This window comes from Vallitalea maricola (genome assembly GCF_036985595.1).
GTDB classification, from domain to species: Bacteria; Bacillota; Clostridia; order Lachnospirales; family Vallitaleaceae; genus Vallitalea; species Vallitalea maricola.
On record NZ_BTPU01000067.1, the window covers coordinates 59,506 to 81,422 of the forward strand.

A 21,917-nucleotide genomic window follows, 5' to 3' on the forward strand; every position below is an offset into this window, starting at 1 on the left:
ATCACCTAACAAATTCCTTAAGGGTCACACTAACCTTAGCTTGTAGTAATCTTCCCTTATTATCAATATTAGTCCAACTCTCACTCATTGAACTTATGTACCATTTATGTTTTCCTATACGTTTACCACCAATGATTAGAAACTCTGTCTTTCCTTTATCTCTCATCTCATTAAGCAGTTCAATATTTTCTCTTGGCTTAACTCCTTTGAAGATATCCAAAAACATGGAAAAACTGATTGTCTCTAACTCAGTACCTTTGAACTTTTGCTTTGGTTTGCCACCTATCACTTCTTGGCTATCCCATACAGCAGAACCACTCTTCTCAAATTCATCAAAAGTCTTCACATGATCTGATGAAACACTAAAAACTACTTTACCAAATGTTCCAATCAATTATCCCACCCCTTGAAAGTTCCTATACAGAAGCCTTTACTACCAACCATTATACAAACAACATCATCTCCAATGTCAACTAGCATATTATCTTTCATACAGTCTTTGTACTGAAAAACAAGAGGTAGATAATCTGTAATACGATTACTATTGATGATAACCTGAACCCTATAATTAACTCTGTCTATATTTTGCACCTTACCAGTTACTAACTCCACTAGATCACTCCCTTAATACCTCTTACTTGCAATTTTGTATATGGTTCCTTTCCATAGTGATGAACCGCTGATGCAATCGTGTACTTACCATTAAAACTATAGAAATCACTTAATCCTATGTTAAGAGCAGCACATAACTTGATGTCATAACCTAATCTTACATACCCTCTAGTTTCATTACCATTAATAGCTGCTAAAAAGTGTTTTGAGTAGCGTTCTGCCTCTGCAAGAGATTCTATATCTCTAACAACATTCAACATAGCTCCCTCATCAGCTTTCTTATAACTATACTTGATATTACCTATGACATCTTTAATGTTACATCCAATATAATTAACTTTATCAGAACAACTTTTCAGATTATATCTATATACATCTGATTTATTAATGGTACGAATCACATTCTTTGACCAATACCTTGATTTATCATACATAACAATCTGTTTATCAGCTAATTTCAATCCAATACCTTCCTTGTAGCATAACTCATTTAGATAATCAAAATCAGTCTTATCCACTTGCTGACACATTTTATAACCATAATCATAACAATCCATGATTATTTTAAAACCATATCTACTACTAATATCCTCAGCTATCTGAGACAATCTAGTATTCTGCCATGTGTTGGTTCTTAACTCTTTTGCATCCAGTGGAATAGATACACCTTTTATAGTTATCTCATCAGGTGGTCCATCAACCTCTATTTCATCTATAAACATAGTTCCACAACTAACCTTATCAAGGATAACTTTTATCTCTTGACCTTTATCCGGCTGCCAATCCAAGTTCCAGATGCCAGTATTATTCTCAAAAGTAACTTCTATACTGTCAGCTTTCCCTGTAGCATGTTCTGTATAGACTATTGACTTAAGACTGCCACTCAAGTATTTAGTTATATCATAATTATCAATAAGAACCTTATACATTAGCTCACCTTCCAAGGGGGCAACTGACTTATTTTATCCTCTGGTAACGTAGGAACTATTAATTCTATGTTAGCTGAAAAAACAACTACATGGATATACAACGGATTAGCGTCCATTAATATATCCATGTATTTCTCATCACCATATACTTTATAAGAAATCATGTCCCAAGTATCACCTTGGATAGTAATATAATTATGCATAAGATTCACGTCCTTTGTCATCCTCATATCGTTCTATCATTTCTTTGAATTTCTCATAAAGAGTTAGCATCTCTTTTCTAACCTCTTGACTTGTATTTCCTTGTACCTTAGGAGCAAATACATAAGTGTTACCATTCTTTTGATTTAGCAACCCAAGTTTCTCACCTGTTTGTTTCCACAACATAATTGAACGAGGATTATTCTTCTTAATAGGTATAACCGACTCTGTACCTGCTTCACCTGCAATAGATGGACCATTGGTAAAACCACCTCTCGCTAGTAAAGGTAACTTAGGAATATTAACCTTGAAATCCTTACCTCCAATAAAAGGTACCCAATCAGGAATCTTGAACCCAATCTTATTAATACCATTAATGGCACCGTTAATGATGGATATAACTACATTAAGTGGAGTCTTGACAAGTCCTCCTAGAGATTCAAATATACCTCCGAAGATATCTTTTATTCCACCCCAGGCTTTCGACCAATTACCTGTGAATACTCCTGTAATAAAATCAATGATACCACCAAATGTTGTTAATAGTCCTCCTATAACAGATTTAATACCACCAATAACATTAGTAACAAGAAATCCTACAGCTGGCATCACGAATTTTACTACTGCCAAGAAAGCATCAAACACAGGTTTTAATGCTATGACTAATTGACCTATCTTGCCAAATACAGCTCCTGCCTTATTCGCTAGATAAGAAAAAACATTGATGACTTGTGGAATAATACTCTTAGCTATGAAACCAAATACTTTATTGAATATGGGTAGTAGATTCTCAACTAAATAGCCGATTATCTTCATAAATATGGGATATATCTTCTGAAAACAATTATCAATGCTTCTAACCATCTTACCTACTACTGGGATAATCTTTTTACCTGCTTCAACAAAATTATTTATGAATACTTGGATATGAGGTCTAATCTTATTGAAAATACCTGCCATAGAAGCAATCATATTTTTTCCTAATTGTAATCTACGCTCAAAAGTCTCTTTGAACTCCTTCTTAAAAACATTGATGATAGGCATTACAATCTGCTTAGTTTTATTAAAAGCTTTTACAGCTACATTTTTGAATGTGTTAATGTACTGTCCAACTTTCTTTATGTATGGTCCTGACTTACTAGAAAAGTTCACAATGTAGTCGGCTGCCTTTTCAATAACTGGTAACAACTTCTCACCTATGGAAATCATTGCAACATTACCTAATTGTTTCAACCTGTCTATTGGGTCTTTTTTGATTAAGAAGGCTTTTTCTGTTGCTCCTGCTGCTTTATTCATTGCTAAGGTTTTCTGCGTAAAATTCTCTGCCTGTGCTCCTGTCAAAGCTAGAACAGCATTCTTGGCTTCAACACTTCCAAAAAGATTAGCAAAAGCAACTTCATTACCATTAACATGATCTTTTAATTTACCTAATATTGTCCCCAATCCTTCTGTCTGCATTGCAGTAGCTGCGTTCTTATAACCTAGACTCTTGATAGCTTTTTCCATATCTGCTGACGGTTTTAAGAATGCTTGAAAAGTAGATTTTAATTGAGTAGATACCTCAGCTGTATTACCAGTAACACCAGTTAATGTAGCCATAGCACCAAATAACTCTTCCTGTTTTACTTTCAATGTACCTGCCAGTGGAACAACTTTACCCATGTTAGAAGCTAACTCAGGGAACTCTGTCTGACCTAACTTAACTGTCATAAAAGCTAGGTCAGAAGCCTTTTCCATTGCTTTCAAACTAGTATCTCCATAACCTTTTGTTATTCCTGATAAAAGATTGATTGAATCCTTGACCTCTGCGTTTCCTGCTATAGCACCTTTTGAAGCAACTTTCAATCTTTCCATTGAATCAGCTTGGTCACCAAATGCCGATACTGTCTGGTATGCTCCCTTAGTCAATAGATTGGTTGAAACTCCAAGATTAACAGCTAGTTTCTTAACATCCTTTGACATATTATTAATCTTTTTATCAACATTACCATCTAATAGAGTAGCAACATCCTCCATCTCATCCTTGAACTCTCTAGATTTCTTAATTGTTCCTGTCAATCCCTTTATACCTGCAAATGCAGCTCCTAGACCTCCAAGACTTTTGACTATTCCTGAACAAGCACCTCTAATCATTTTATTATTGTTCTTCATTAGAGAACTAGATTTACTTATATTCTTATTAAGTTTAGTCACACTCTTAGAGGCATGAGTAAAATTTTTATTAAACTTACTACCTAATTCAGCACCGAGAATAAATCCAACCTTAAACGTTGTAGACATATTATTCCCTCATTTCTTTCATAAGCTCTATAATGCAGTCATCCCAATCATTCCAATCTTCAAGTGGAGTATTCATGATGAACTCAACACTCAACGTTCCTGAAGAATAATAGGACATTTCTAGAGCTTTCTTCCTTAAAAATTTGGAAGTAGATTTTATTCCTCTTCTTCCAAGTCTTCCATTAAAAAAGTCTGTGCTTTGACCGTCGCTCTCGTAAAATCTTTTGCATAGAATTTCATGACAGCATCAACACTTATACCTGATGCTTTTGCAAATATTATGGCTTGATAGATCTTAGAAGTCTCCATCATCATAAGTGCATTGTTAAGTGATTGTGCTTCCTTCTCAGCTGCAATGATATCTTGCCCTGTCAGTTTATCAAAATCCACTTTTAACTCTTTATAATCAATATCTTCAAATTTTATAGGTTTCTTCAATACGAATTTTTCTTCCATTTTCTTTTACCTCCTAGATTAATATCTATAATCCTAATGCCTTTTGAATTTCTTCTCCATAATCTGTACCATTGATAAAAAATACATAGTTGAATTTATCAATCTCCAGTATTCTCTCACCGTCTATGTATATTTTAAGATAGGTTACTTCCAACTCTAAGGCACTATCTGTCATAGCAGCCACTTCCAACTTACCAAGGTCAACTTTCTTAGGTACCGCTCTAGTGACAATCTTGACTGGCTGCATCTTATAAGAACCAATACTCGAATCAAATACTTGTTGTGCTGCTCTTAGTTCTAATGCATGTGCCTTAGGTTTGAGCAAATTAATAGCACCCTTTTCAACTGTTTTAAAATTGAGTGCCAATGTTAAACTTCCTACTTGACCTATTGCAGGAGAGTCGACCTCTCCCATTATTCCTGCTCCTTTTGCTGTTTCAGTCAAGTATTCTATAGATGGCATCTGAACACTTGCAGTACCAATCAATTCTTTACCATTATTATATATTCTGTAGGTTAATACCTTATCAGGCATCTTCATAACTTAAAACCACCTCCTAAGTGAATAATTCCTTTGCAAACTCTGTTGAATACTCAACAATAAAATCAATATTACGAGCTGGGGTTGCAGATGCTTTATATACATGAAACTTGAAGTTACCATCCATTAGATCATCATAAGAATTCTCTTCAGCACGAAACTCAACCCTACCTCCTAATATATATCCAGAAGCTTTTAGGCTATTGAGCCATAGGTTAGCATTATCAAGTACTGTATCAATCAGTCTCTTATTACCTGGTTCATCAATATTGCCCCAGAACATCTTAGTCAATGTAGTACCTAACCAATACGTCATCCTTTTTTCAGTAATAAAAGCATCCTTAGGGTCTATACTCAAGTTCTGTGAATAAGCTCCTGGTCTATTACCCCAACATTTCCAGCCACCAATAAAATTAATAGCTGTTACTATTCCAGAACTATTAAGAATATTAGCCTCCGGTAAACCTAGATTCACCTCTCCTTCACTGGTAACAGCTGAATCAATACACAATGACTTATTGGATGGAGATAATATTGGAACATTATCACTTTCAATATCTAGAGAACACAATAAACTAGCTATATGAGTAGATAAATGATATGTATTTTCTCTATATTTTACTTGTGGCCAACAAACGATTTGGTTGCTTCCAGTAAAACCATTTGTCTTTTTCCACTCACCTACATCTGTATAGTTATTAACTGTATCAGGTACATCAGTAATGATGACCGCATTGAATAAACCGTTAATCCTATGTGAATTATCCATCATTGCCTGAGCTACTGGTGGCATATGACTTAATCCTGGTGCTAACATAAGACTTGGAATAACTGAACACTGTGGAAATACTGTATTAATCCGCTTAATACTTGCAGCAATCTCATCTACAGTCAATTTACTTCTATCCACTATGTCATATGTAATATCTATGGTGTTATCCTCAATCTTACTTTCCTCTGGTATTACAATCTCTAGATAACCACTTGTGTTATAATTCAGTAGATAATCAGTACCAAGTGTATACTCACCACCAGTTATAGCAAGGCTTTCTTTTATTACATTTTCTTCAATGGCAGCCTTTTTATTAATAAGACTTACATTAGATGTTTTACTTGCTTTATGTTTTTTGATATCTAGTATGTTAATGAATATTACAGGTGTTAAGGCATATAGGTGATAATGGCATTTCATGAATTCACATAAAGTGAATGTTTCCCAATCATCACTATAGCCGACCTTTCTGACTGCTTCATCAAAGCTATTACATAGAATAGGTTTACTAGTATCATACTCAGTTAAATATGAAGGTGCTGTACCAAAAACAATAGGTATCGTAGCACTTTTTTGTGGGCTTCTCAGATTAGTTGAAACCTCTTCTATATAAACACCATGTTTATACATCTTAATCCTCTCCTTTCGTTTAAATATCTATATCTTTTTGTATCTGTCTAATCTTCCATGTAGTTCTTATATTACCTGTCCAATAGGGATAAGGCTGTTCTTCAGGTATCTCCCAAGTTACATTATCCTCTAGGATATATGGTCCTAAGAATGAAGTCTTAAGTAACTCTTGTCTGACTCTTTCAATCATGTTGGCTATATCCTTATATCCACTGTAATCTTCAACTAACTTGTCATCTTTTAATGTTCCATAAGAATATGATCCAAAATAAATGATTATATTAACTGTTGATTCATTCTTGGTATCAGTACCATTTTTAAGCCTTACAGCAACATGAGGATACTCTTCATCCCTATTGGACTTGGTTTTAGGTGAAACCCATCCTTCATGTATCCTTGGAGTAACTTCTCCTTCATCAACTTTGATAGTGATATCATTCAAGATTGGTGTCAGAAACTTTATAACTGCTTTTACTAATAGTAAAGGTGTCATAACAATTATCCTTTCGTTAACTTTTTAATCTGTACCTTTAGATTCTGTTTGAGTACTTTGTTAGCTACTACCTCAATATTTTCTTTAACATCATCTGATTTCATCATAGAAGGAACAGATGGTCCATATTTTTCTTGAATAGGTAATCTGCCATCAGAAGTTCTCTCAAATACTCCAATATGTCCATTAGCCATCTTTGCTGTAAAAGTATTAGGAATTCCTTTCTTAGCACCACCTTTTAATACTGCTGCTTTTAATATTCTAGGCTTCCTCTTAGGTACTTTTTTAGGACTAACACTAAATTTTATTAATGGTAGTGGGCTTCCTTTTGAATCCAATCTAGCTGTCAACGTATGAACTGTAGATTTACGTGTGAACATTGTTTTAGTTATAGGTTTTGATGCTTTAATTTCATAGTTATCTTTAATTAACTTTTTTGAAGTATCTTTCATAGGTTTAATCGTTGCATTAATAGCAGCGTTGATAGCCTTTGGAGTTCCATCTTTAACTGTTGCAAGTTTTTTAGTTGCCTTCTTAATCTGTCTATTACTCAATGTTGCATTGACAATATTAATCATGACTGTACAGCTCCCAAGGATATCTCCAACACTCCACCATCACTATTCACACTACCAACTCTATATCTTTTCTTATCAAACAAGATATGTTCCTCTACCTCTGGTATATAAGATAGTTGATTCTTCCTAATAAAAAAAAGAACCTCACTATCATAAAGTCCTTCGTTATATACACCAGATGTTTTTCTCTCTTGGAGTAATTCATCATCAATAAGAATTATATAGGTTTTACCATTAATCTCATGCTCTTCTCCAAACTCATCTATGTTGAAGATTAGATCTAGATCAGATTCAAATAAATCTTTTGCATTCATTAATATGCCCCCATTCTCTGCTTATGAAAATAATACCTTCATTTAGCTTTTTCTTGCTCTGTCTTGACTTCCTCCAATGCACCATCTCCAATAAGTTCCTTTGCTTGCTTCTTGGTGATACCTTCTACCTCATCACCAACATCAAAAAGAATTCTTTCACCATCTTTATTTATGGTTCTTATCTTTGTCTTAGCTATATACATACAATAACCTCCTATGCAATTTTAATTACTGACCAACTATCAACATCATCTGGACAAGGTAATGGTTTTGATGTAATACGTACTTTTCTAACTTCGTTTTCATCATCTACCCAAGATTTTGGAACACGTTCACCTTCAATAACTACAAATTCCTTATTCTCTATCTGGCGAACAGCACCATATAGTCTTTTATGTTGACCTTTTGATGCAAAGATAACTGTTTTCTCTGGCATCATAGGAACTTCGTTATCATCATCATCAAGAAACCATTCATCATATGAATATATTTCAACTCCCAACTCTGGAAGCTTACCATAGAACGTAATTGCATCATTCTTGATAGTTGGCTCGATATTACCATAATTCATCCTGCGATTATCAAGTTTATCTTTTACTTTTGGATGATTAACGAATATATCAATAGCATCACTGGAAAAGACCAATATATTAGGTGCTTTTCCACATTTCTTAATGATTCTTTTTCTCTCATCCTTAAGGTCAGCTAGTGGATCAGATGATTCATTAGTCCATTTTGCATCACCAGTAAGAGTTATTCTATTAGTGAATTTATAGTCAACTTGCTGTTCGAATCCTTCTCCTTCCATAAGCACTTTACCATTAAGCATGACTTCTCTACACATCCACTCTTCACGACGTGTAATCATATCATCAAGCTCTATCATGTCAGTAGCCAACAATTCCTTGGCTCTATCTTCTGGGTCTTTTGCATTGTATGGATTCTCTCCCATACCTCTCTTTGATAAATCATCAGGGGTCATAATCCTTACAGGTGCTATCTTAGGTACTTTATAATTCTTAGTAGTAAAACCATCTCTAGTAACAACTACTCCACCTCTTCTTGGTGCTACGAATGGAGCCATCTTCCTTTTACCTTTTTTGTAGTCAACTTCAACCTCTTCAGTTGGTGAAGTAACCGTATTAGGGAAAAAAGTATCCCTAAAAAATGTGTATACTGGTAGCATCTGATTGATTGAACTTAACATTGTCTTAGTTGAATAAATATCAGGCATGATATCAACCTCCTATAATTTTTTATTATTTTACTTTGCATTCTCTAAGTAGATACTTCTATCCCTTAACTCATCTTTGAAATCAACTGGTTTTCCATCACCTTCAATTATTAATGCATTCTGATTAAATACACCAGAGAAATAAGCTGTAGTCCTAACATCTTTTACAGCTGAATCATCTCCTGTATCAACATCATCTGTTAAAACGCATATTGGTTTCTGTGAGCCATCTGAACTCGCTTTATTAACAATCTTATATAGTCCATCACTTTCTTTTCTGCCAAGAAATGTACCTCTTCTTAATATGCCTTTACCCTTTTCAAGGACTATACCTTCAAGGCGAATAGGTATCTGTGTATCTGCTATAAGCTTATCTGGAACGAACTCACCAATAGTATTATGTAGGTTAATCATTACTTAATCACTCCCCTCTTTTTATTGATGAAATCAGCTATATCATTAGCTGCTTCTTCATCTTCTTTCTTATTTTCCTCTTCATGTTCTACTTCCTTATTGTCTTTTGGAACTTCCTGCTTTCTTTGATTCAAATATGCTTCAACTTTTTTCTTTTGTTCATCAATAATCTTAACTGCAACTTGTTCAGCTGTGATAGGTTCATCATACTTAGCATTATTGATGAGATCATCCATACCAGGTAATGCGATATCATCAATCTTTTTCATACGCTGTCTCTCGGCGTTTTTACCCTCTTCTAGGACTTCATTATAGATATCCGGATACTTGTTCTTTAACTCATCTTTGTTCACTATTTCTTCACCATCCTCTTCATTATTATCATCATCTTTGTTATTAACTTGCTGTCCTCCTGCTGCTGTATTTAGAAATACATCTGGTAGAGATGCATTTTTAAATCTTTTCATATCAAAATTGATACCATTTACAATAACACCATTATTATTCTCAACTATATCAAGCTTACCACTATGAATAACTTCATCTGCAAACCCATTATCAACTGCTTCTGTAGCTGTCATCCAAGTTTCCGAACTCATAAGATTAATTAGTTCTTCCTTGTCTTTTCCAGTCTTAGCTTGATAGGTCTCTATGATTGAATCCTTTACCTTAATTAGTGCATTTCTTACAGCATCTAAATCCTGCACTTGATAATATCCCATCAACCCCATTGAAGGATCATGAGCCATAACCATGGAACCGGGTAAAACTTGAATATTGTCACCTGCCATCAATACAATAGTTCCTGCTGATGCAGCCCAACCATCAACTATAGTAGTGACCTTAGCTTTATGTTGGAGTAGTTTTGATTTTATAGCTTGTGCTGCAAAAACATCTCCACCAGGACTATTAATATGAACATCTATCTCACTAACATCTCCAAGTGAATCCAAGTCTTCTTGGAATTGTTTTGGTGTTACTTCATCACCCCACCAAGAATAAGTTGCTATATTGCCATATAGCAATAACTTCCCTTTGGTAGATGAAATGTTCTGAAACTGCCAAAATTTCTTAGCCTTAGGCATCTTCATTACCTCCTATCTCTCTCATAAGTTTCTCTTCACTTTTTCTTTGTCTTACAATCCTGCCAAAATCACCCCCAGTAAGTTCTGTTGTCTCTCTACTTCTTGAACTGAATCCATTATTGACTCTTTCACTAGCTGCCTTAACCTCTTTCAATGGGTCAAGCTGTCCTTGAGAAGGTCCATTCCATTCAGCTCCACAATATGCTTTTCTAACAAGAGGATCTTCAAAGAAACCAGGAGCATATATCCTTCCTTTTGCAATCCCCTCAGCAAGAAACTCTTCATAGATAGGCTGACAGAACTTAGAAGCAACAAATGTCCTTTTCATCTTGAACATCTTCCAAGCTTCTAATAATGCTCCCCTACTTGCTGAATAGGATGCAGTGAAATGTTTGACTAACATTTCATAAGGCAGTTCAAGAGCTGCACCTATCTGTCTGCATATAGAAGTTACAAAACCATCAAAAGCTGAATTAGGTCTAGCAGGGTTAGCATATGTCATACTCTCCCCTTCTCCCAGTGTTATCATAGCACCTGGTCCTATCTCTTGGGTAAGATCATTTCCCTTGTCAACTAGTTCATCCTCTTCAACATTTTCATTATACAAGTCTTCATCCTCTGAATACTCCGAAGTAATGAACACAGTAAACATTCCTGAAACCACAGCTGCTATTAATTCAGCATCAGTATATCTACCAAGTTGTTTCAGACTTTCAATGACTGGTGCCAATATGGGAACCCCTCTACGCTGTTCTGGTCTTTCGAATTCTGCTAGATGAAGTATGTTGGGACACCCTGTTTCTTTCCCATATGCATCTACCTTGAACCATTCCATCTTACCTTTATCACTGCTTAATGGATGTTGTTTTGCAATATAATAGGCGATTATCTCTCCATAATCACCTACTTGCACACCGTTTATTATGCTCTTGTCTCTTTCTTTTCCATTAGGAGTACATACTCTATCTGCTTCAAGTAATTGTACTCTTAGGTCATAAGGTATATTGGGTCTCTCTATGTAAGGCAATAATACAAAACATTCACCTGACATAAGATAAGATAAAAATGATAACTGCTGTAGCTGATAAAAATTATTGAACCTCATAGCATCACAATGTGGTGTATCAGCCCATAGAGAAAATTCTCGTTGAACAAGTTCCTCCCATTTATCAGCCTCTGTCTCACTCATGTTGAGAAAAGTTCCATCAATCTGTGCTTTCAATCTTAGTCCACTGCCTACAGTATTGGTTCTAATGGTTTTCAATGCACCAGTAGCAAGTGGAACTCCCATATATAAGTCTCTTGACCTCTCATGCAATAGTTGGAGATTATCGTCAATATCTTCTTTTGTCGAACCTCCATCAGCTTTCCAACCTTTCATACTCTTTTTCTTCTTACTGGCTCCATAATGACTATAACCAGTATTAAGAAATTCTAGTCTCTTCCTTGCCAATTTTCTCTTAAGTGCAGTACTGGGAGAAATATTAGCAATAAATCTATCAAGTACACTCATCTAACCACCTCACAGGTCTCTAGGAATAACTGATCTAATCTTTATACGAGATTTTCTCTTACTAGATAGTCTTGTAACTTCTTTCTTCCAATACTTGATACGTTCTGCAATAAGTCCTGCATCTGCTCTTGTATATCTCTTGCTTCCCATCTGATATGATTGATTCTTGGATACTGCCAAATCTGCCATTAACCAAGCTTCCAGATGTTCTTTTGCTACTTCTAAATCTGTCATACTGAAACTCCTTTCGATACAACTTTTCTTTTACGTTTTTTCTTCTTGGCTTTCTGTCTATAGATATTGCCATTCTTATTAAGTTCCTTAAGCTTTTCAAAATTAGGATTAAGTATCTCCAGTGCTGCTGTAGCATAATTACGAAGGTCTAAGGCTTCATTACGAGTTCTTTTTTTCTTCCATTCTATTTTTAGCTTACCCTTAACCCACTTTTTTACCTTTCTTTCACTAGTCAAGGCTTTAAAATAAGCCTCATCATAGCCTTTTCCCTTCTCTATAGGAAAATGACAATAACCAGGCTCACCCTCGAACTTCACTTTTAACCTGCTTAGAAGTGTTTCTTTTCCTGTATCTACCCCAAGAATAGTTAAAAGCACCTTTTCTTCGTTGTTTCTAGAACTTCTATGTATAAATGGTATTCCACTACCACCTTTACCCTTTATTGCATATATCCTTTTATGTTCCCTTGCCTTACAGAACTTATAAGTTTCATTGGTATAGTGACCTCCTGTATCAAGACAAGTAGCTGATATCATTAATCTCTCACCTGATGCATAGCAAAACTCGCTATCAAGTAATTGTTCTACCTGTTCCCATACTACTTGTTGACCTGGGTCACCTCTATACACTGCATATCTGATACCCCAACTTTCCTTACCAATGCCCCATCCAACAACTTCAACTTCTAGTCTATCATCCTGCACATCAACACCAGCTGTTAGAACTAAAACATCTTTTGGAACTTGACAATTATAGGCTTCTCTTCTTTTTAAGAGTTCTTCCTCATTAGCCATCTCACCATCTTGGTCTGCCCAAGGCTCCCCAAGATAAGTATTAATCCATGTCTTTAGAACATCCTTACCTTTTTTCTTAGCATCCTTGAACTCTTTTATGATTGTTTCCCAATGTTCCCAAGGAGAAGCTAGAGCGTTAAGATGAAAACCTCTTTTCTCAATTGATGCACTTGGATTCTCTGATATCCATTTTCCCTTTTGATTCTTCCAGTCATATTCTGTGGCTCTTTCATGACAATAAGCACATTCCATTGTCACATCTTCAAACTTGATCTGTCCCCACTTCAAAGGTTGATATCTTCCACAATATGGACAAGGTAAACACCATTCTTCCTTGGTACTCTTCAGATACTCTTTGTGTATTCTTGATGTATCTTCATCAGTTGGAGTTGATACATAGACTTTTTTCTTATTGAAGAATGTTTTTGTTCTCTTCTCTGCCAGTGATAAAGGGTCTCCTTCATCTCCTGCACTTAATGGATATCTGTCAACCTCATCTGCCAACAATATTCTTATAGGTCTTGATGAAAGACTAGCAGGTGAATTAGCACCAACCAAAACTACATATCCACCGGGGAAACCTTTTTCAAGAACTGTATTATCTCCATCCCTTGACTTGGCATCAGCCACTTTGTCATTAAGAACTGGTGTATCTCTAATCATAAGTGCTAGTCGTTTCTTAGAATAACTCTTAGCTAGGTCAACAGTTGGGAGTAAAACCATAATAGGCGCAGGATCATAGTCAATGTGATAACCAATGATGTTATTGATTATCTCTGTCTTACCTACTTGTGCTGATGATTCAATAATAATTGTCTCTGTTTCTTTATTATTGATAGCATCTAATATCTCTCTCTGATATGGTGCTCTATCAGTATTCCATTGTCCTGCTTCAGCTGAACTCTCTGCTGACAGTTTTCTATATTTGTCAGCCCACTCACTAACAGTAAGCTTAGGTGGTGGAGATAATATCTTGACAATATCTCTGAACAGTTTAACTGTCTTTTTTTGTACTATTGGTTTCTTCAATTTCTTCACCATCTTCTACATCTACATATTCATCTGAATAAAATAATGAAGGATCATACTCACTTAACTCCTGAAGAGCTTCCACTACTTCAATTTCAATAGTGTCTTGAATATTATTTACATCATCTTTATATATAAGTCTTGGTGCTACTTTTGATGGGATTGATAATACCTTACTACGAAAATTGGTAAGCATATCATTCATGACTCTCTCAACATCTTCTGTCTTATGCAGCTCACCTTTCATAAGCTTCAATGTCAACTCTGACTTTTCTCTTTTTATACGCTCATGCAAGGCTCTTTCATCTTCATAATCAAGTTTCTTTGGTGTTTCTGCTGTCTCCTTTGTTGTCTTGATGTATGTAACATAGTTCTGGACACTACTCACCAACGAATACTTACCACGAGACACCCTGACTATAGTTCCCTCTTGTGCTAACTGTCTCACTCTTCTATCTGTAAGCCCCAATATGCTCTGTAATACAGCACTTGAAACTGTGATTCCATCTACTTCATTAGTCTTCTGATTCATTATTTCACCCCTTAGGAAACGGATTAACCCTCTAAAAATTTTTTGTAACTGCTCAAGAACTGGGGTCATGAGCACCCGCATTTTTGGAAATCAATTGGAAGTACCTTTTTATATCAAATCAACAATCTATATTAGATGAAGTATTCCCTTCTCTAGTCATGGATATGATATACATATTGATTCAATACAACAATACATTATAGTTATATGTATTAAGTTAAGTTTTACATATGTATAAAACTGTCAAACTCATTCGTTATAATTCCTACTAATATATACACTTAATTCTTCACACCGAGTTTGACACAGTCTATATATGTAAAGCTCAACTGATTTTTGCAAATGATTTCCGTTTCTTAATACTTGAATGTCTCTATAGCATTATCCTTCATTTTTTGAGTTATTCCTATATAGGCAGCTGTCACACCTGTATTACTATGATTAAATATCTTCCTTAATATCTCCAAGTCTTTGGTCCTTTGATAGTAATGATATCCGAATGTCTTTCTCATTGAATGACATCCAATAGCTTCCAGATGGAACTCTCTAGCTGCATCCTTAAGAATATTATCTACTTGCTGTCTTGTTATATGAGAATACACACCATATCTATTCCTTTGTCTTGATAAGAATAAGTAATCATAGTCATTCATATCCTCTATATAATCATCAAGTATCTTTCTCAACTCATTATTAATGATGACTTTATTCTCCTTGTTAGTCTTCTTCTCTCTACGTCTTATATATTTCCCTCTTACATCTCTAACCTTAAGAGTTAATATATCCGAGATTCTCATAGGAGAATATATCCCTACATTGAATAATACATAATTACGCTTATTCTTAACCTTAAAATAATCCTGCATATCCTTTAATGTAGATAAATCTCTTATTGGCTCAACACTGTTCATACCACCACCTACCTAAATGACCATATAAAAAAAGCTCCTACTTAGAAGCTAATTTCAATAAATCTGAAAAATATTGTCTGCCTTTGTTATAATTAAAAAGCGTCTTGGCATATTGCTTTAATTCAGCATTACATTCTACTGTGTTAGATAATATTATCTCTGTGATATCATTTGATATGTATTTCCTTGTACTAACCTTATCAGCAAATTCTGTTTCAATACGAAACCCTTTGTCATTGATATACTCTGCAACCAACTTCACACTCTGAATCTCAATGTACATTTGCAGTATCAGATCATATATGTTATCAATCTCTATATCAAGTAAATCCAACATCTTGTTTTTTATTAGTCTCAACTCTTCTACTCTGTTATCTATGTTAGTGAGAGTCAATTGTAGTTTTTTCATATTATCAACCTTCTCATTCTATTTTAGAAACCCCAAGATATTATCCTGAGGTTTCAAAGGGAGATATATTAATTATTACAGTAAGGAGTGTAAGTAATAATTTAACACAATACTATTATATCATCTATATATTATAATATAGCTCTATAAGAGCTTAAGTATGTCCCACAATCTAATCATAAAAAGGTCACGAATCATAATCCTAGCGATAATTGAGTAGATTTTGTATCAAAATCATATCTCTCATTATAGATGTATTCCTGCATCTTAGCTAATGCTCTTTTCCTAACTCGTTTGCATTGGCTTTCACTAAGCTTGACATGATATTCTACCTGCATCCAAGTATATTGTTCAATGTCTCTATAAGTAATAATCTGTCTTTCAATATCACTAAGTATAGTTAATGCTGCATCAATCTGCATGATAATATCTTGGTATACTCTTATCCTGTTTTCTTTATCTAATCTTCTCTGGGCTAGATCCTCTGTTACAGAATACATCTTATTAGTTGCTGAAGTTTTCACTCCATCATAACTTACCCCATTCAGAGGACTTTCTTTTAGGTATTTCTCATCTAATTTTATTGTTTCTTTGATAGTATAATAATTTCTAAGATTATTGATTATCTTAAGTATTTGTTCTGGCATGTTATTATTCATCTTACTCACTCCTTACCTAAACAAAAAACCCCACTGCTTTACCATAAATTATTAATATGATAATCTGACTTTTTACTATTATATTTTTATCCTAACTAAACTTAACCTTAATAATTGTAACCAATAATTCTATATATCTCATCTCTTAAGCTTTCATACGCCCATCTTGGAATATCTATGTATTGAATACCAACATGTAATCTCATTGATTTTACATTCTCTTTTATACTCTTTGTCAGGTGGTCAATAACTTCTTTGGTATCATCTGCATCCAATCCAGTTACATACCATACCGTATCATTCCTTTGCAGGTAAATAGAGTATGTATCTATATATTTAATCATTCTATCTTTATCTGATGTTAACAGTCCAACTTTACCAAGTTTAATATAAGCTTTTCTATCTAGAAATACATTAAGTATGATTCTTATGGTTTTTATTATTCTTTTTTTCATATTCAGCTCCTTAATATTTCACTTTCTTTTCTTTCACCATTTACAAGCTTTATGAATATTATATAGTAACAACGTGGACATGCATTATAGACATGGACATGCATTCTGTGTTGTAAAAAAACATGAAAGAAGGTGTAAATTTTGGCAAGTGTTAAAGTTATTCTTGCAGATCATAACGAAGTAATTTCAGTAGATCAAAGTCCTGTTAATGCTGCTCCTATTATAACTTCAGGAGATTCTATCGCTAGAACTATCCGAAGACTTGAAGAACAGGATTACGATCTAGAACAATTTAAACAAGCTGGAATATTAGGACAAAGTTATCAATTCGTATATATTTTTATTAACGATGATGACGATGATGATGAATTAGATGTTGATTAAGTTTAAACTGTATTTGGGGAGTATTAACTCCCTTTTTTATATAATATAACTTACTATCTTCACTAATTTTTTGTTACTTCAAACCATTGTTCTGATAATGATAATGTTTCACCTGTCTCAAAATCTGCAATAATAATTAAGTTTTCATATCCTTCTCCATCATATCTACCTTTTTTCTATTTTATGTTATAATCAACAACATAATATTATGAATGTAATTAACCATTTATAATATTTATACTTACTAATGAGGTAATATCTATGATAATCAAGTTATTAAATAAATATTTGATTATTTATTTGATATTATATTTTTATCCTAACTAAACTGTAACCTTAGCTATTGTAACCAATAATTCTATATATCTCATTTCTTTGGCTTATATATATATTGTATTATCTTTTATTTTGCTTATTTTGTAAATTTATAGTATAATTAGTCATTATTTCAAATGAAAGGATACCATATATGTTACAATACAAACTATTAATATTAATCGGATTATTTTCTCTGTTTTGTTCAATAACTAAACCTAGCTTTTATTGGGATAGTAGAAAAACTTTACGATTCAGAAAATTAGTTGGTGATAATGTTGCATTTATTATATACCTCCTTACCAGTTTATTTGTTATTGGAATAGGTATATATTCGTTAATCACTGGACAAAAGTTATAAATATTCCTTCCCACATAATGTGGGCTTTTTTATTGCGTTTCCTATCATAACCTACCCTATTTAGAGGGCTTTCCTTTAGGTATTTTTCATCTTACTCACTCCTTACCTAAACAAAAAATCCCTACAAATATCACTTCTTATATATCTAAATTCCAAATGCTTAATTGTCCCTTAGCAGGTATTGGATTGATTGATTCAATATCTTGTAATATCCATCCATATCTACCTACTTCATAGTTCCCAAAATAAAATTCATAGTTTCCAACTGTATATTGTCTGTCACCTTCTAGTATTGCACTTCCCTCTTTACTTGCTACCACTTTTGCACAATCCACCAGATTAGCTTTTGCAATAATAACTCCTGTTGGTAGATTCTCTGTATTATATCCATTCATATTTAATACTTTTTTTGATATATCCTGATAGCAAAAATCTCTATCAAGCTTTTTACCTGCATGTATGTATATCTCACCACGATAATTAGTTTTCCATGAACGAGTTTCAATTTTCTTAGCTGCCACTGCTATTAGTGTAGCCCATGGTTGAATTATTGTTATAGCTTTTGATTGCATATCTTCACCTACTTCTTTTTTGTTTCAAATTATTATTAACAAGCTTAAATTGCTTTTTCATCTAATTCTTTGTCTTTAGAGTAATTTAATCCATCTTCTCTACCATTTATATAAGAATTATAATCAATCTGCTCTTGGTCAATTCCTTTACCTTTGAAGTTACCTGAGAATCCTTTTTCAATCTCATTATATTTTTTGATAACTGGTACTGGCATTACTGCGACAAGTGCATATTCCTCTTCATTCTCCTTCTTCATTTTTATTGATTGTTCTTGTAATTTTTTATCAAGTCCTTGTATGAACCCAATGGCATATGATTTTCTATCAAGTCTTTTTCTTCTACTGGATATATTGATAATATTGACTACTTGCTTATATATTAATGATGTTAATTCAACATCTTCCTCTAACCCAAGAAAAATTACTCTATAGCAATTACTTGAATGCCTTAGATATGTTTTACATCTAAAATGTTTAGCTATAACATGAGCAAGAGTCCTTTTCCATGGTGATCGCATCTTTTCTGTTTCACCTTGAACAACTTTATCTTCTTTTTCTTGTATATCATTCATTGATAATTTATGTTTAGCCATTAGTAATCTAGCTTTTGCGACTGCTGATTGAGCCTCAAATTCGTTTTGACTCTCTGCTAACCTAAGTAATTTTTGTACTTTCTCTATAATTGATTCTAATTCATTTTGCATAAGTAATCCTCCTTTATAAAATTAATCTCAAACCTTTCCCTCCCAAGAATTTTGATATATAATAATATCATTATGAATGAAAGGTCTGTTTATTTATGATTATATTAATATTAATATTTATTGGTTTTATATCTTTTTTTGGTTTACTTTATGCGACTTCATTTTTATCTGCAATATTAGGTTTTACTGGTGACTCAGACCTAGTTGGTATTTGTTTAATGGGTACAGTAATAATATGTTGTACATACCTAATAATTTCAAAATTAAATGATATCAAAAAGTCTATTGAATCTAATGAGTAATTCATCCAATTCAAGCTGTGATTCCATAAAATTAATTAATGTATAATTGGTCTTGGTAATTCTTACACTTAATAGTGTAGTTGATAGTACCAATATAAAAACAATTACTTTTAGATTTCTTACATTTTTTTCATGCTTTTGAACTTGCACTTCAAGAGCATGGATTCTATTTTCAATACTTTTCTCTTCTTCCAATCCTCACCCTCCTTTTGAACTCCTTTCAATTTTCTCTATGTACTCTTATAATTTCCCTTCCCACTTATTAGGTTTTAATGTATAATTTATACTATAACTTAGTAGGAGGTAGTATTGTTATGTTACAAAAATTCATTTTTTTAGTAGTTATTGCTTTCTTTTCTTTTTTTGGTTTAGACCTTCTAGCACAATTAGTAGATATTGCTATGGGAAATAATCCAATTGATGATGACTTTCATGCAATAATTGTAGTAGGTACTATTGTTATCTGCTGTACATATTTAATTATTTCTAAGATTAATGAGCTTAAGAATTCTCTACATTCACATGATGACGATGATAATCACAAATCTAATATTTAATCCTATTATTCATCACTAAAAGCTACTAACTTCCTCATATTCTCTCTCTCAAACACTTTATCCCCTGTCATTTTAGCAATACACTCAATCCCCAGTATTGCTATATCTCTGATGTTATCAGCCTTATTAATCCTGATTCTGTACTCTTCGCTGATTTTGATGTATTTAGCTTCCTCTGCTGATTCTTTGAGGTTATAGAGAGTATGGTCGCAGTACTGAAAATACTTGGAACCATCTTCACCATTCTTCATTTTTTCTAGTAACATCTTGGTATTTTCTTTCATGCTCTAACCACCTTGAGATTCAAGTTCTTGTATTTTATTGAGATACTGAGCTTGAGTTATTTTTCCTAAGTCCAGTAGATTCTTCAAGTCTAGCTTTTGTTGGAATATCTCGTATTGTTTACCATCCGTCTGCTCATAGTTAATAAAACCACTGACAGGTTTCTGCTGTTGCTTTGGTTGTGGTTTTGCTCTATTGGCATATGTACCCTCTAGTATCTTGATGGGATTATCGCTCTTGATTAACCAATCAAAGTTACATGAACACCATATCCCATCTCTACCTGATATAAAATCACTTTGCTCTGCCATTTCAAATATTCTATAGAATCTTTCAATGTCTTTATTTACAACCTTTGATTCATAGAATCTTTTAATAGCTTTTTTACGCTTATCTGTGATTTTCAACACCTTTGGTAAAGAGGTACATGTTTCGTTATACTTATCTACAATCTCCTGATAGATGTTCTTTTTCTTTTCTGGAACTTCGTCTGGTTCATCTGTTTTTGTATATATATTATTATTACTTGTATTATTATATTTTGTATTACTCTCTTCACAGTTTTCCGAAGGGGGGTTATCGACTTCTCGAAGGGGGTCTTCGACATTTCGAGGGGGGTCTTCGATATCTGGAAGGGGTACATTATTGTATTCACGATTAAATCCTTTGTTGGTTACTTTGATTATTCTCTTAATAATCTGTTTGCCATCTTTTATGTATGCTATAGTTATATAACCCTTTGCTTCCAAGGATTTTATAATCTCTGAGCATCTATTCTTGGATAGACTGAAGAACTTAGCAAAGTGTTCATTCTTTGCATAGCATCCCCCATTATTATCTAATGAGTCTATCTCAACTAGAAATATTTTCTCCTGCATAGTTAGATCACTTGATAACCATATATCTTTGGGTATCCATATCCCTTTAAAATCTCTTTCCATGTGTAATCCCCCTCTAATCCTCTTCGTTTAGGATTAAGTTCTTTAGTTCATTATCTATCTTCTGAACTTGTGTAACTTGCTGTTTATTGTTAAGTGTACCAGTAGCTGCAATAGTCTTAACTGTTTCATCAGCTTGTACCGAATTATTAGTGCTGCTATTAGTCTTGTCTTTACTTAGTAGTAAATCTAGTTTGTCCTCTATTCTTGTCATGCTTACAGCCATATTTCTATATTGTTCATAGAATCTAACCGCTTCACATACGTACTGTGAAGCATTAGATTTATTGTTCAGCAGGTCAAGTATATCTTTGTTGTCCTCATTGAATGTGAGTAGTTTCCTTAGCTTATTACTCATAATACTCCTGCCTTCACTAATCCCACTACTTGGAAGCCTTTTACATTCGCCCACTGGGTATCTTGGTTA

The 21,917-nt window shown here is 33.6% G+C and carries 31 protein-coding genes; 2 read left to right on the forward strand and 29 right to left on the reverse strand.

The features are described from left to right. Position 1: 1 nt before the first annotated feature. The 23 genes from AACQ14_RS18000 to AACQ14_RS18110 form a co-directional block, all read right to left on the reverse strand. Positions 2 to 394 carry a phage tail protein gene (locus AACQ14_RS18000; RefSeq protein ID WP_339364972.1) on the reverse strand — a complete coding sequence of 131 codons (393 nt, stop codon included), beginning with the start codon at positions 392 to 394 and terminating at the stop codon, positions 2 to 4. Continuing rightward, a complete protein-coding gene (locus AACQ14_RS18005) occupies positions 391 to 612 on the reverse strand; it encodes a hypothetical protein (protein ID WP_339364973.1) in 222 nt (73 codons plus the stop codon). The genes AACQ14_RS18000 and AACQ14_RS18005 overlap by 4 nt, the downstream gene beginning before the upstream one ends. Then, a complete protein-coding gene (locus AACQ14_RS18010; protein WP_339364974.1) occupies positions 612 to 1,541 on the reverse strand; it encodes a phage late control D family protein in 930 nt (309 codons plus the stop codon). The genes AACQ14_RS18005 and AACQ14_RS18010 overlap by 1 nt, the downstream gene beginning before the upstream one ends. Further along, on the reverse strand, positions 1,541 to 1,744 hold the full coding sequence (locus AACQ14_RS18015; RefSeq protein WP_339364975.1) for a tail protein X: 204 nt from the start codon (positions 1,742 to 1,744) through the stop codon (positions 1,541 to 1,543). The genes AACQ14_RS18010 and AACQ14_RS18015 overlap by 1 nt, the downstream gene beginning before the upstream one ends. Further along, positions 1,737 to 4,022, reverse strand: coding sequence for a phage tail tape measure protein (locus tag AACQ14_RS18020; RefSeq protein ID WP_339364976.1), 2,286 nt, complete (start codon positions 4,020 to 4,022; stop codon positions 1,737 to 1,739). The genes AACQ14_RS18015 and AACQ14_RS18020 overlap by 8 nt, the downstream gene beginning before the upstream one ends. Before the next feature lie 156 nt (positions 4,023 to 4,178). Next, complete coding sequence (locus AACQ14_RS18025; protein WP_339364977.1) at positions 4,179 to 4,478, reverse strand: phage tail assembly protein; 300 nt, start codon at positions 4,476 to 4,478, stop codon at positions 4,179 to 4,181. A gap of 25 nt (positions 4,479 to 4,503) precedes the next feature. Further along, entirely contained in the window at positions 4,504 to 5,019 is a 516-nt protein-coding gene (locus AACQ14_RS18030) for a phage major tail tube protein (RefSeq protein ID WP_339364978.1), read from the reverse strand. 16 nt (positions 5,020 to 5,035) lie between these two features. Beyond that, positions 5,036 to 6,421, reverse strand: coding sequence for a phage tail sheath family protein (locus tag AACQ14_RS18035; protein WP_339364979.1), 1,386 nt, complete (start codon positions 6,419 to 6,421; stop codon positions 5,036 to 5,038). Between the two features lie 19 nt (positions 6,422 to 6,440). Further along, on the reverse strand, positions 6,441 to 6,914 hold the full coding sequence (locus tag AACQ14_RS18040) for a hypothetical protein (protein ID WP_339364980.1): 474 nt from the start codon (positions 6,912 to 6,914) through the stop codon (positions 6,441 to 6,443). Positions 6,915 to 6,919: 5 nt separating this feature from the next. Beyond that, the gene (locus AACQ14_RS18045; protein WP_339364981.1) at positions 6,920 to 7,492 is read right to left on the reverse strand and encodes a phage tail protein; all 573 of its coding nucleotides are present in this window, start codon (positions 7,490 to 7,492) and stop codon (positions 6,920 to 6,922) included. Next, the gene (locus tag AACQ14_RS18050) at positions 7,489 to 7,806 is read right to left on the reverse strand and encodes a hypothetical protein (RefSeq protein ID WP_339364982.1); all 318 of its coding nucleotides are present in this window, start codon (positions 7,804 to 7,806) and stop codon (positions 7,489 to 7,491) included. The genes AACQ14_RS18045 and AACQ14_RS18050 overlap by 4 nt, the downstream gene beginning before the upstream one ends. 38 nt (positions 7,807 to 7,844) lie before the next feature. Next, a complete protein-coding gene (locus tag AACQ14_RS18055; protein ID WP_193774563.1) occupies positions 7,845 to 8,009 on the reverse strand; it encodes a hypothetical protein in 165 nt (54 codons plus the stop codon). Between the two features lie 11 nt (positions 8,010 to 8,020). Next, entirely contained in the window at positions 8,021 to 9,040 is a 1,020-nt protein-coding gene (locus tag AACQ14_RS18060; RefSeq protein WP_339364983.1) for a major capsid protein, read from the reverse strand. Between the two features lie 30 nt (positions 9,041 to 9,070). After that, positions 9,071 to 9,454 carry a head decoration protein gene (locus AACQ14_RS18065; RefSeq protein ID WP_339364984.1) on the reverse strand — a complete coding sequence of 128 codons (384 nt, stop codon included), beginning with the start codon at positions 9,452 to 9,454 and terminating at the stop codon, positions 9,071 to 9,073. Beyond that, positions 9,454 to 10,539, reverse strand: coding sequence for a head maturation protease, ClpP-related (locus tag AACQ14_RS18070; RefSeq protein WP_339364985.1), 1,086 nt, complete (start codon positions 10,537 to 10,539; stop codon positions 9,454 to 9,456). The genes AACQ14_RS18065 and AACQ14_RS18070 overlap by 1 nt, the downstream gene beginning before the upstream one ends. Then, a complete protein-coding gene (locus AACQ14_RS18075; protein WP_339364986.1) occupies positions 10,532 to 12,052 on the reverse strand; it encodes a phage portal protein in 1,521 nt (506 codons plus the stop codon). The genes AACQ14_RS18070 and AACQ14_RS18075 overlap by 8 nt, the downstream gene beginning before the upstream one ends. 9 nt (positions 12,053 to 12,061) lie before the next feature. Beyond that, positions 12,062 to 12,286 (reverse strand): DUF6148 family protein, encoded by a 225-nt coding sequence (locus tag AACQ14_RS18080; RefSeq protein ID WP_339364987.1) that lies wholly within the window; start codon positions 12,284 to 12,286, stop codon positions 12,062 to 12,064. Continuing rightward, the gene (locus AACQ14_RS18085; protein WP_339364988.1) at positions 12,283 to 14,109 is read right to left on the reverse strand and encodes a phage terminase large subunit family protein; all 1,827 of its coding nucleotides are present in this window, start codon (positions 14,107 to 14,109) and stop codon (positions 12,283 to 12,285) included. Before AACQ14_RS18085 ends, AACQ14_RS18080 begins: the two co-directional genes overlap by 4 nt. Beyond that, a complete protein-coding gene (locus tag AACQ14_RS18090) occupies positions 14,075 to 14,641 on the reverse strand; it encodes a DNA-packaging protein (RefSeq protein ID WP_339364989.1) in 567 nt (188 codons plus the stop codon). Before AACQ14_RS18090 ends, AACQ14_RS18085 begins: the two co-directional genes overlap by 35 nt. Before the next feature lie 356 nt (positions 14,642 to 14,997). Next, positions 14,998 to 15,552, reverse strand: a complete 555-nt coding sequence (locus AACQ14_RS18095; protein WP_339364990.1) for a tyrosine-type recombinase/integrase — start codon at positions 15,550 to 15,552, stop codon at positions 14,998 to 15,000. Positions 15,553 to 15,589: 37 nt separating this feature from the next. Then, complete coding sequence (locus AACQ14_RS18100; protein ID WP_339364991.1) at positions 15,590 to 15,961, reverse strand: hypothetical protein; 372 nt, start codon at positions 15,959 to 15,961, stop codon at positions 15,590 to 15,592. A 194-nt stretch (positions 15,962 to 16,155) separates the two neighbouring features. Beyond that, a complete protein-coding gene (locus tag AACQ14_RS18105; protein ID WP_339364992.1) occupies positions 16,156 to 16,620 on the reverse strand; it encodes a sigma-70 RNA polymerase sigma factor region 4 domain-containing protein in 465 nt (154 codons plus the stop codon). Positions 16,621 to 16,727: 107 nt separating this feature from the next. Then, positions 16,728 to 17,075 (reverse strand): hypothetical protein, encoded by a 348-nt coding sequence (locus tag AACQ14_RS18110; RefSeq protein ID WP_339364993.1) that lies wholly within the window; start codon positions 17,073 to 17,075, stop codon positions 16,728 to 16,730. A gap of 141 nt (positions 17,076 to 17,216) precedes the next feature. Between AACQ14_RS18110 and AACQ14_RS18115 the strand changes: the two genes are divergently transcribed. Next, positions 17,217 to 17,459: a hypothetical protein gene (locus AACQ14_RS18115; protein WP_339364994.1), complete on the forward strand. Its 243-nt coding sequence runs from the start codon at positions 17,217 to 17,219 to the stop codon at positions 17,457 to 17,459. 813 nt (positions 17,460 to 18,272) lie between these two features. Here the strand turns inward: AACQ14_RS18115 and AACQ14_RS18120 are convergent. The 3 genes from AACQ14_RS18120 to AACQ14_RS18130 form a co-directional block, all read right to left on the reverse strand. Continuing rightward, positions 18,273 to 18,707 (reverse strand): ASCH domain-containing protein, encoded by a 435-nt coding sequence (locus AACQ14_RS18120; protein WP_339364995.1) that lies wholly within the window; start codon positions 18,705 to 18,707, stop codon positions 18,273 to 18,275. Positions 18,708 to 18,751: 44 nt separating this feature from the next. After that, positions 18,752 to 19,411, reverse strand: a complete 660-nt coding sequence (locus AACQ14_RS18125) for a DUF2786 domain-containing protein (protein ID WP_339364996.1) — start codon at positions 19,409 to 19,411, stop codon at positions 18,752 to 18,754. A 263-nt stretch (positions 19,412 to 19,674) separates the two neighbouring features. Continuing rightward, the gene (locus AACQ14_RS18130; RefSeq protein WP_339364997.1) at positions 19,675 to 19,908 is read right to left on the reverse strand and encodes a hypothetical protein; all 234 of its coding nucleotides are present in this window, start codon (positions 19,906 to 19,908) and stop codon (positions 19,675 to 19,677) included. Between the two features lie 119 nt (positions 19,909 to 20,027). Here AACQ14_RS18130 and AACQ14_RS18135 point away from each other — a divergent pair, with 119 nt between their 5' ends. Then, complete coding sequence (locus AACQ14_RS18135) at positions 20,028 to 20,270, forward strand: hypothetical protein (RefSeq protein WP_339364998.1); 243 nt, start codon at positions 20,028 to 20,030, stop codon at positions 20,268 to 20,270. A 5-nt stretch (positions 20,271 to 20,275) separates the two neighbouring features. Here the strand turns inward: AACQ14_RS18135 and AACQ14_RS18140 are convergent, their stop codons facing one another. The 3 genes from AACQ14_RS18140 to AACQ14_RS18150 are packed head-to-tail and all read right to left on the reverse strand — an operon-like array spanning position 20,276 to position 21,848. Beyond that, positions 20,276 to 20,554, reverse strand: a complete 279-nt coding sequence (locus AACQ14_RS18140; protein WP_339364999.1) for a hypothetical protein — start codon at positions 20,552 to 20,554, stop codon at positions 20,276 to 20,278. 3 nt (positions 20,555 to 20,557) lie between these two features. Then, positions 20,558 to 21,493, reverse strand: coding sequence for a helix-turn-helix domain-containing protein (locus tag AACQ14_RS18145; RefSeq protein WP_339365000.1), 936 nt, complete (start codon positions 21,491 to 21,493; stop codon positions 20,558 to 20,560). Between the two features lie 13 nt (positions 21,494 to 21,506). Then, positions 21,507 to 21,848, reverse strand: coding sequence for a hypothetical protein (locus AACQ14_RS18150; RefSeq protein WP_339365001.1), 342 nt, complete (start codon positions 21,846 to 21,848; stop codon positions 21,507 to 21,509). Positions 21,849 to 21,917: the final 69 nt, after the last annotated feature.

Coding starts and splice junctions, on each gene's coding strand:
- AACQ14_RS18140 (WP_339364999.1), bottom strand. CDS start 20,554: ATGAAAGAAAATACCAAGATGTTACTAGAAAAAATGAAGAATGGTGAA.
- AACQ14_RS18035 (WP_339364979.1), bottom strand. CDS start 6,421: ATGTATAAACATGGTGTTTATATAGAAGAGGTTTCAACTAATCTGAGA.
- AACQ14_RS18095 (WP_339364990.1), bottom strand. CDS start 15,552: ATGAACAGTGTTGAGCCAATAAGAGATTTATCTACATTAAAGGATATG.
- AACQ14_RS18105 (WP_339364992.1), bottom strand. CDS start 16,620: ATGAATAATAACATGCCAGAACAAATACTTAAGATAATCAATAATCTT.
- AACQ14_RS18050 (WP_339364982.1), bottom strand. CDS start 7,806: ATGAATGCAAAAGATTTATTTGAATCTGATCTAGATCTAATCTTCAAC.
- AACQ14_RS18125 (WP_339364996.1), bottom strand. CDS start 19,411: ATGCAAAATGAATTAGAATCAATTATAGAGAAAGTACAAAAATTACTT.
- AACQ14_RS18145 (WP_339365000.1), bottom strand. CDS start 21,493: ATGGAAAGAGATTTTAAAGGGATATGGATACCCAAAGATATATGGTTA.
- AACQ14_RS18075 (WP_339364986.1), bottom strand. CDS start 12,052: ATGAGTGTACTTGATAGATTTATTGCTAATATTTCTCCCAGTACTGCA.
- AACQ14_RS18150 (WP_339365001.1), bottom strand. CDS start 21,848: ATGAGTAATAAGCTAAGGAAACTACTCACATTCAATGAGGACAACAAA.
- AACQ14_RS18060 (WP_339364983.1), bottom strand. CDS start 9,040: ATGCCTGATATTTATTCAACTAAGACAATGTTAAGTTCAATCAATCAG.
- AACQ14_RS18025 (WP_339364977.1), bottom strand. CDS start 4,478: ATGGAAGAAAAATTCGTATTGAAGAAACCTATAAAATTTGAAGATATT.
- AACQ14_RS18110 (WP_339364993.1), bottom strand. CDS start 17,075: ATGAAAAAAAGAATAATAAAAACCATAAGAATCATACTTAATGTATTT.
- AACQ14_RS18010 (WP_339364974.1), bottom strand. CDS start 1,541: ATGTATAAGGTTCTTATTGATAATTATGATATAACTAAATACTTGAGT.
- AACQ14_RS18080 (WP_339364987.1), bottom strand. CDS start 12,286: ATGACAGATTTAGAAGTAGCAAAAGAACATCTGGAAGCTTGGTTAATG.
- AACQ14_RS18100 (WP_339364991.1), bottom strand. CDS start 15,961: ATGAAAAAACTACAATTGACTCTCACTAACATAGATAACAGAGTAGAA.
- AACQ14_RS18090 (WP_339364989.1), bottom strand. CDS start 14,641: ATGAATCAGAAGACTAATGAAGTAGATGGAATCACAGTTTCAAGTGCT.
- AACQ14_RS18040 (WP_339364980.1), bottom strand. CDS start 6,914: ATGACACCTTTACTATTAGTAAAAGCAGTTATAAAGTTTCTGACACCA.
- AACQ14_RS18120 (WP_339364995.1), bottom strand. CDS start 18,707: ATGCAATCAAAAGCTATAACAATAATTCAACCATGGGCTACACTAATA.
- AACQ14_RS18065 (WP_339364984.1), bottom strand. CDS start 9,454: ATGATTAACCTACATAATACTATTGGTGAGTTCGTTCCAGATAAGCTT.
- AACQ14_RS18030 (WP_339364978.1), bottom strand. CDS start 5,019: ATGAAGATGCCTGATAAGGTATTAACCTACAGAATATATAATAATGGT.
- AACQ14_RS18135 (WP_339364998.1), top strand. CDS start 20,028: ATGTTACAAAAATTCATTTTTTTAGTAGTTATTGCTTTCTTTTCTTTT.
- AACQ14_RS18020 (WP_339364976.1), bottom strand. CDS start 4,022: ATGTCTACAACGTTTAAGGTTGGATTTATTCTCGGTGCTGAATTAGGT.
- AACQ14_RS18015 (WP_339364975.1), bottom strand. CDS start 1,744: ATGCATAATTATATTACTATCCAAGGTGATACTTGGGACATGATTTCT.
- AACQ14_RS18045 (WP_339364981.1), bottom strand. CDS start 7,492: ATGATTAATATTGTCAATGCAACATTGAGTAATAGACAGATTAAGAAG.
- AACQ14_RS18055 (WP_193774563.1), bottom strand. CDS start 8,009: ATGTATATAGCTAAGACAAAGATAAGAACCATAAATAAAGATGGTGAA.
- AACQ14_RS18070 (WP_339364985.1), bottom strand. CDS start 10,539: ATGCCTAAGGCTAAGAAATTTTGGCAGTTTCAGAACATTTCATCTACC.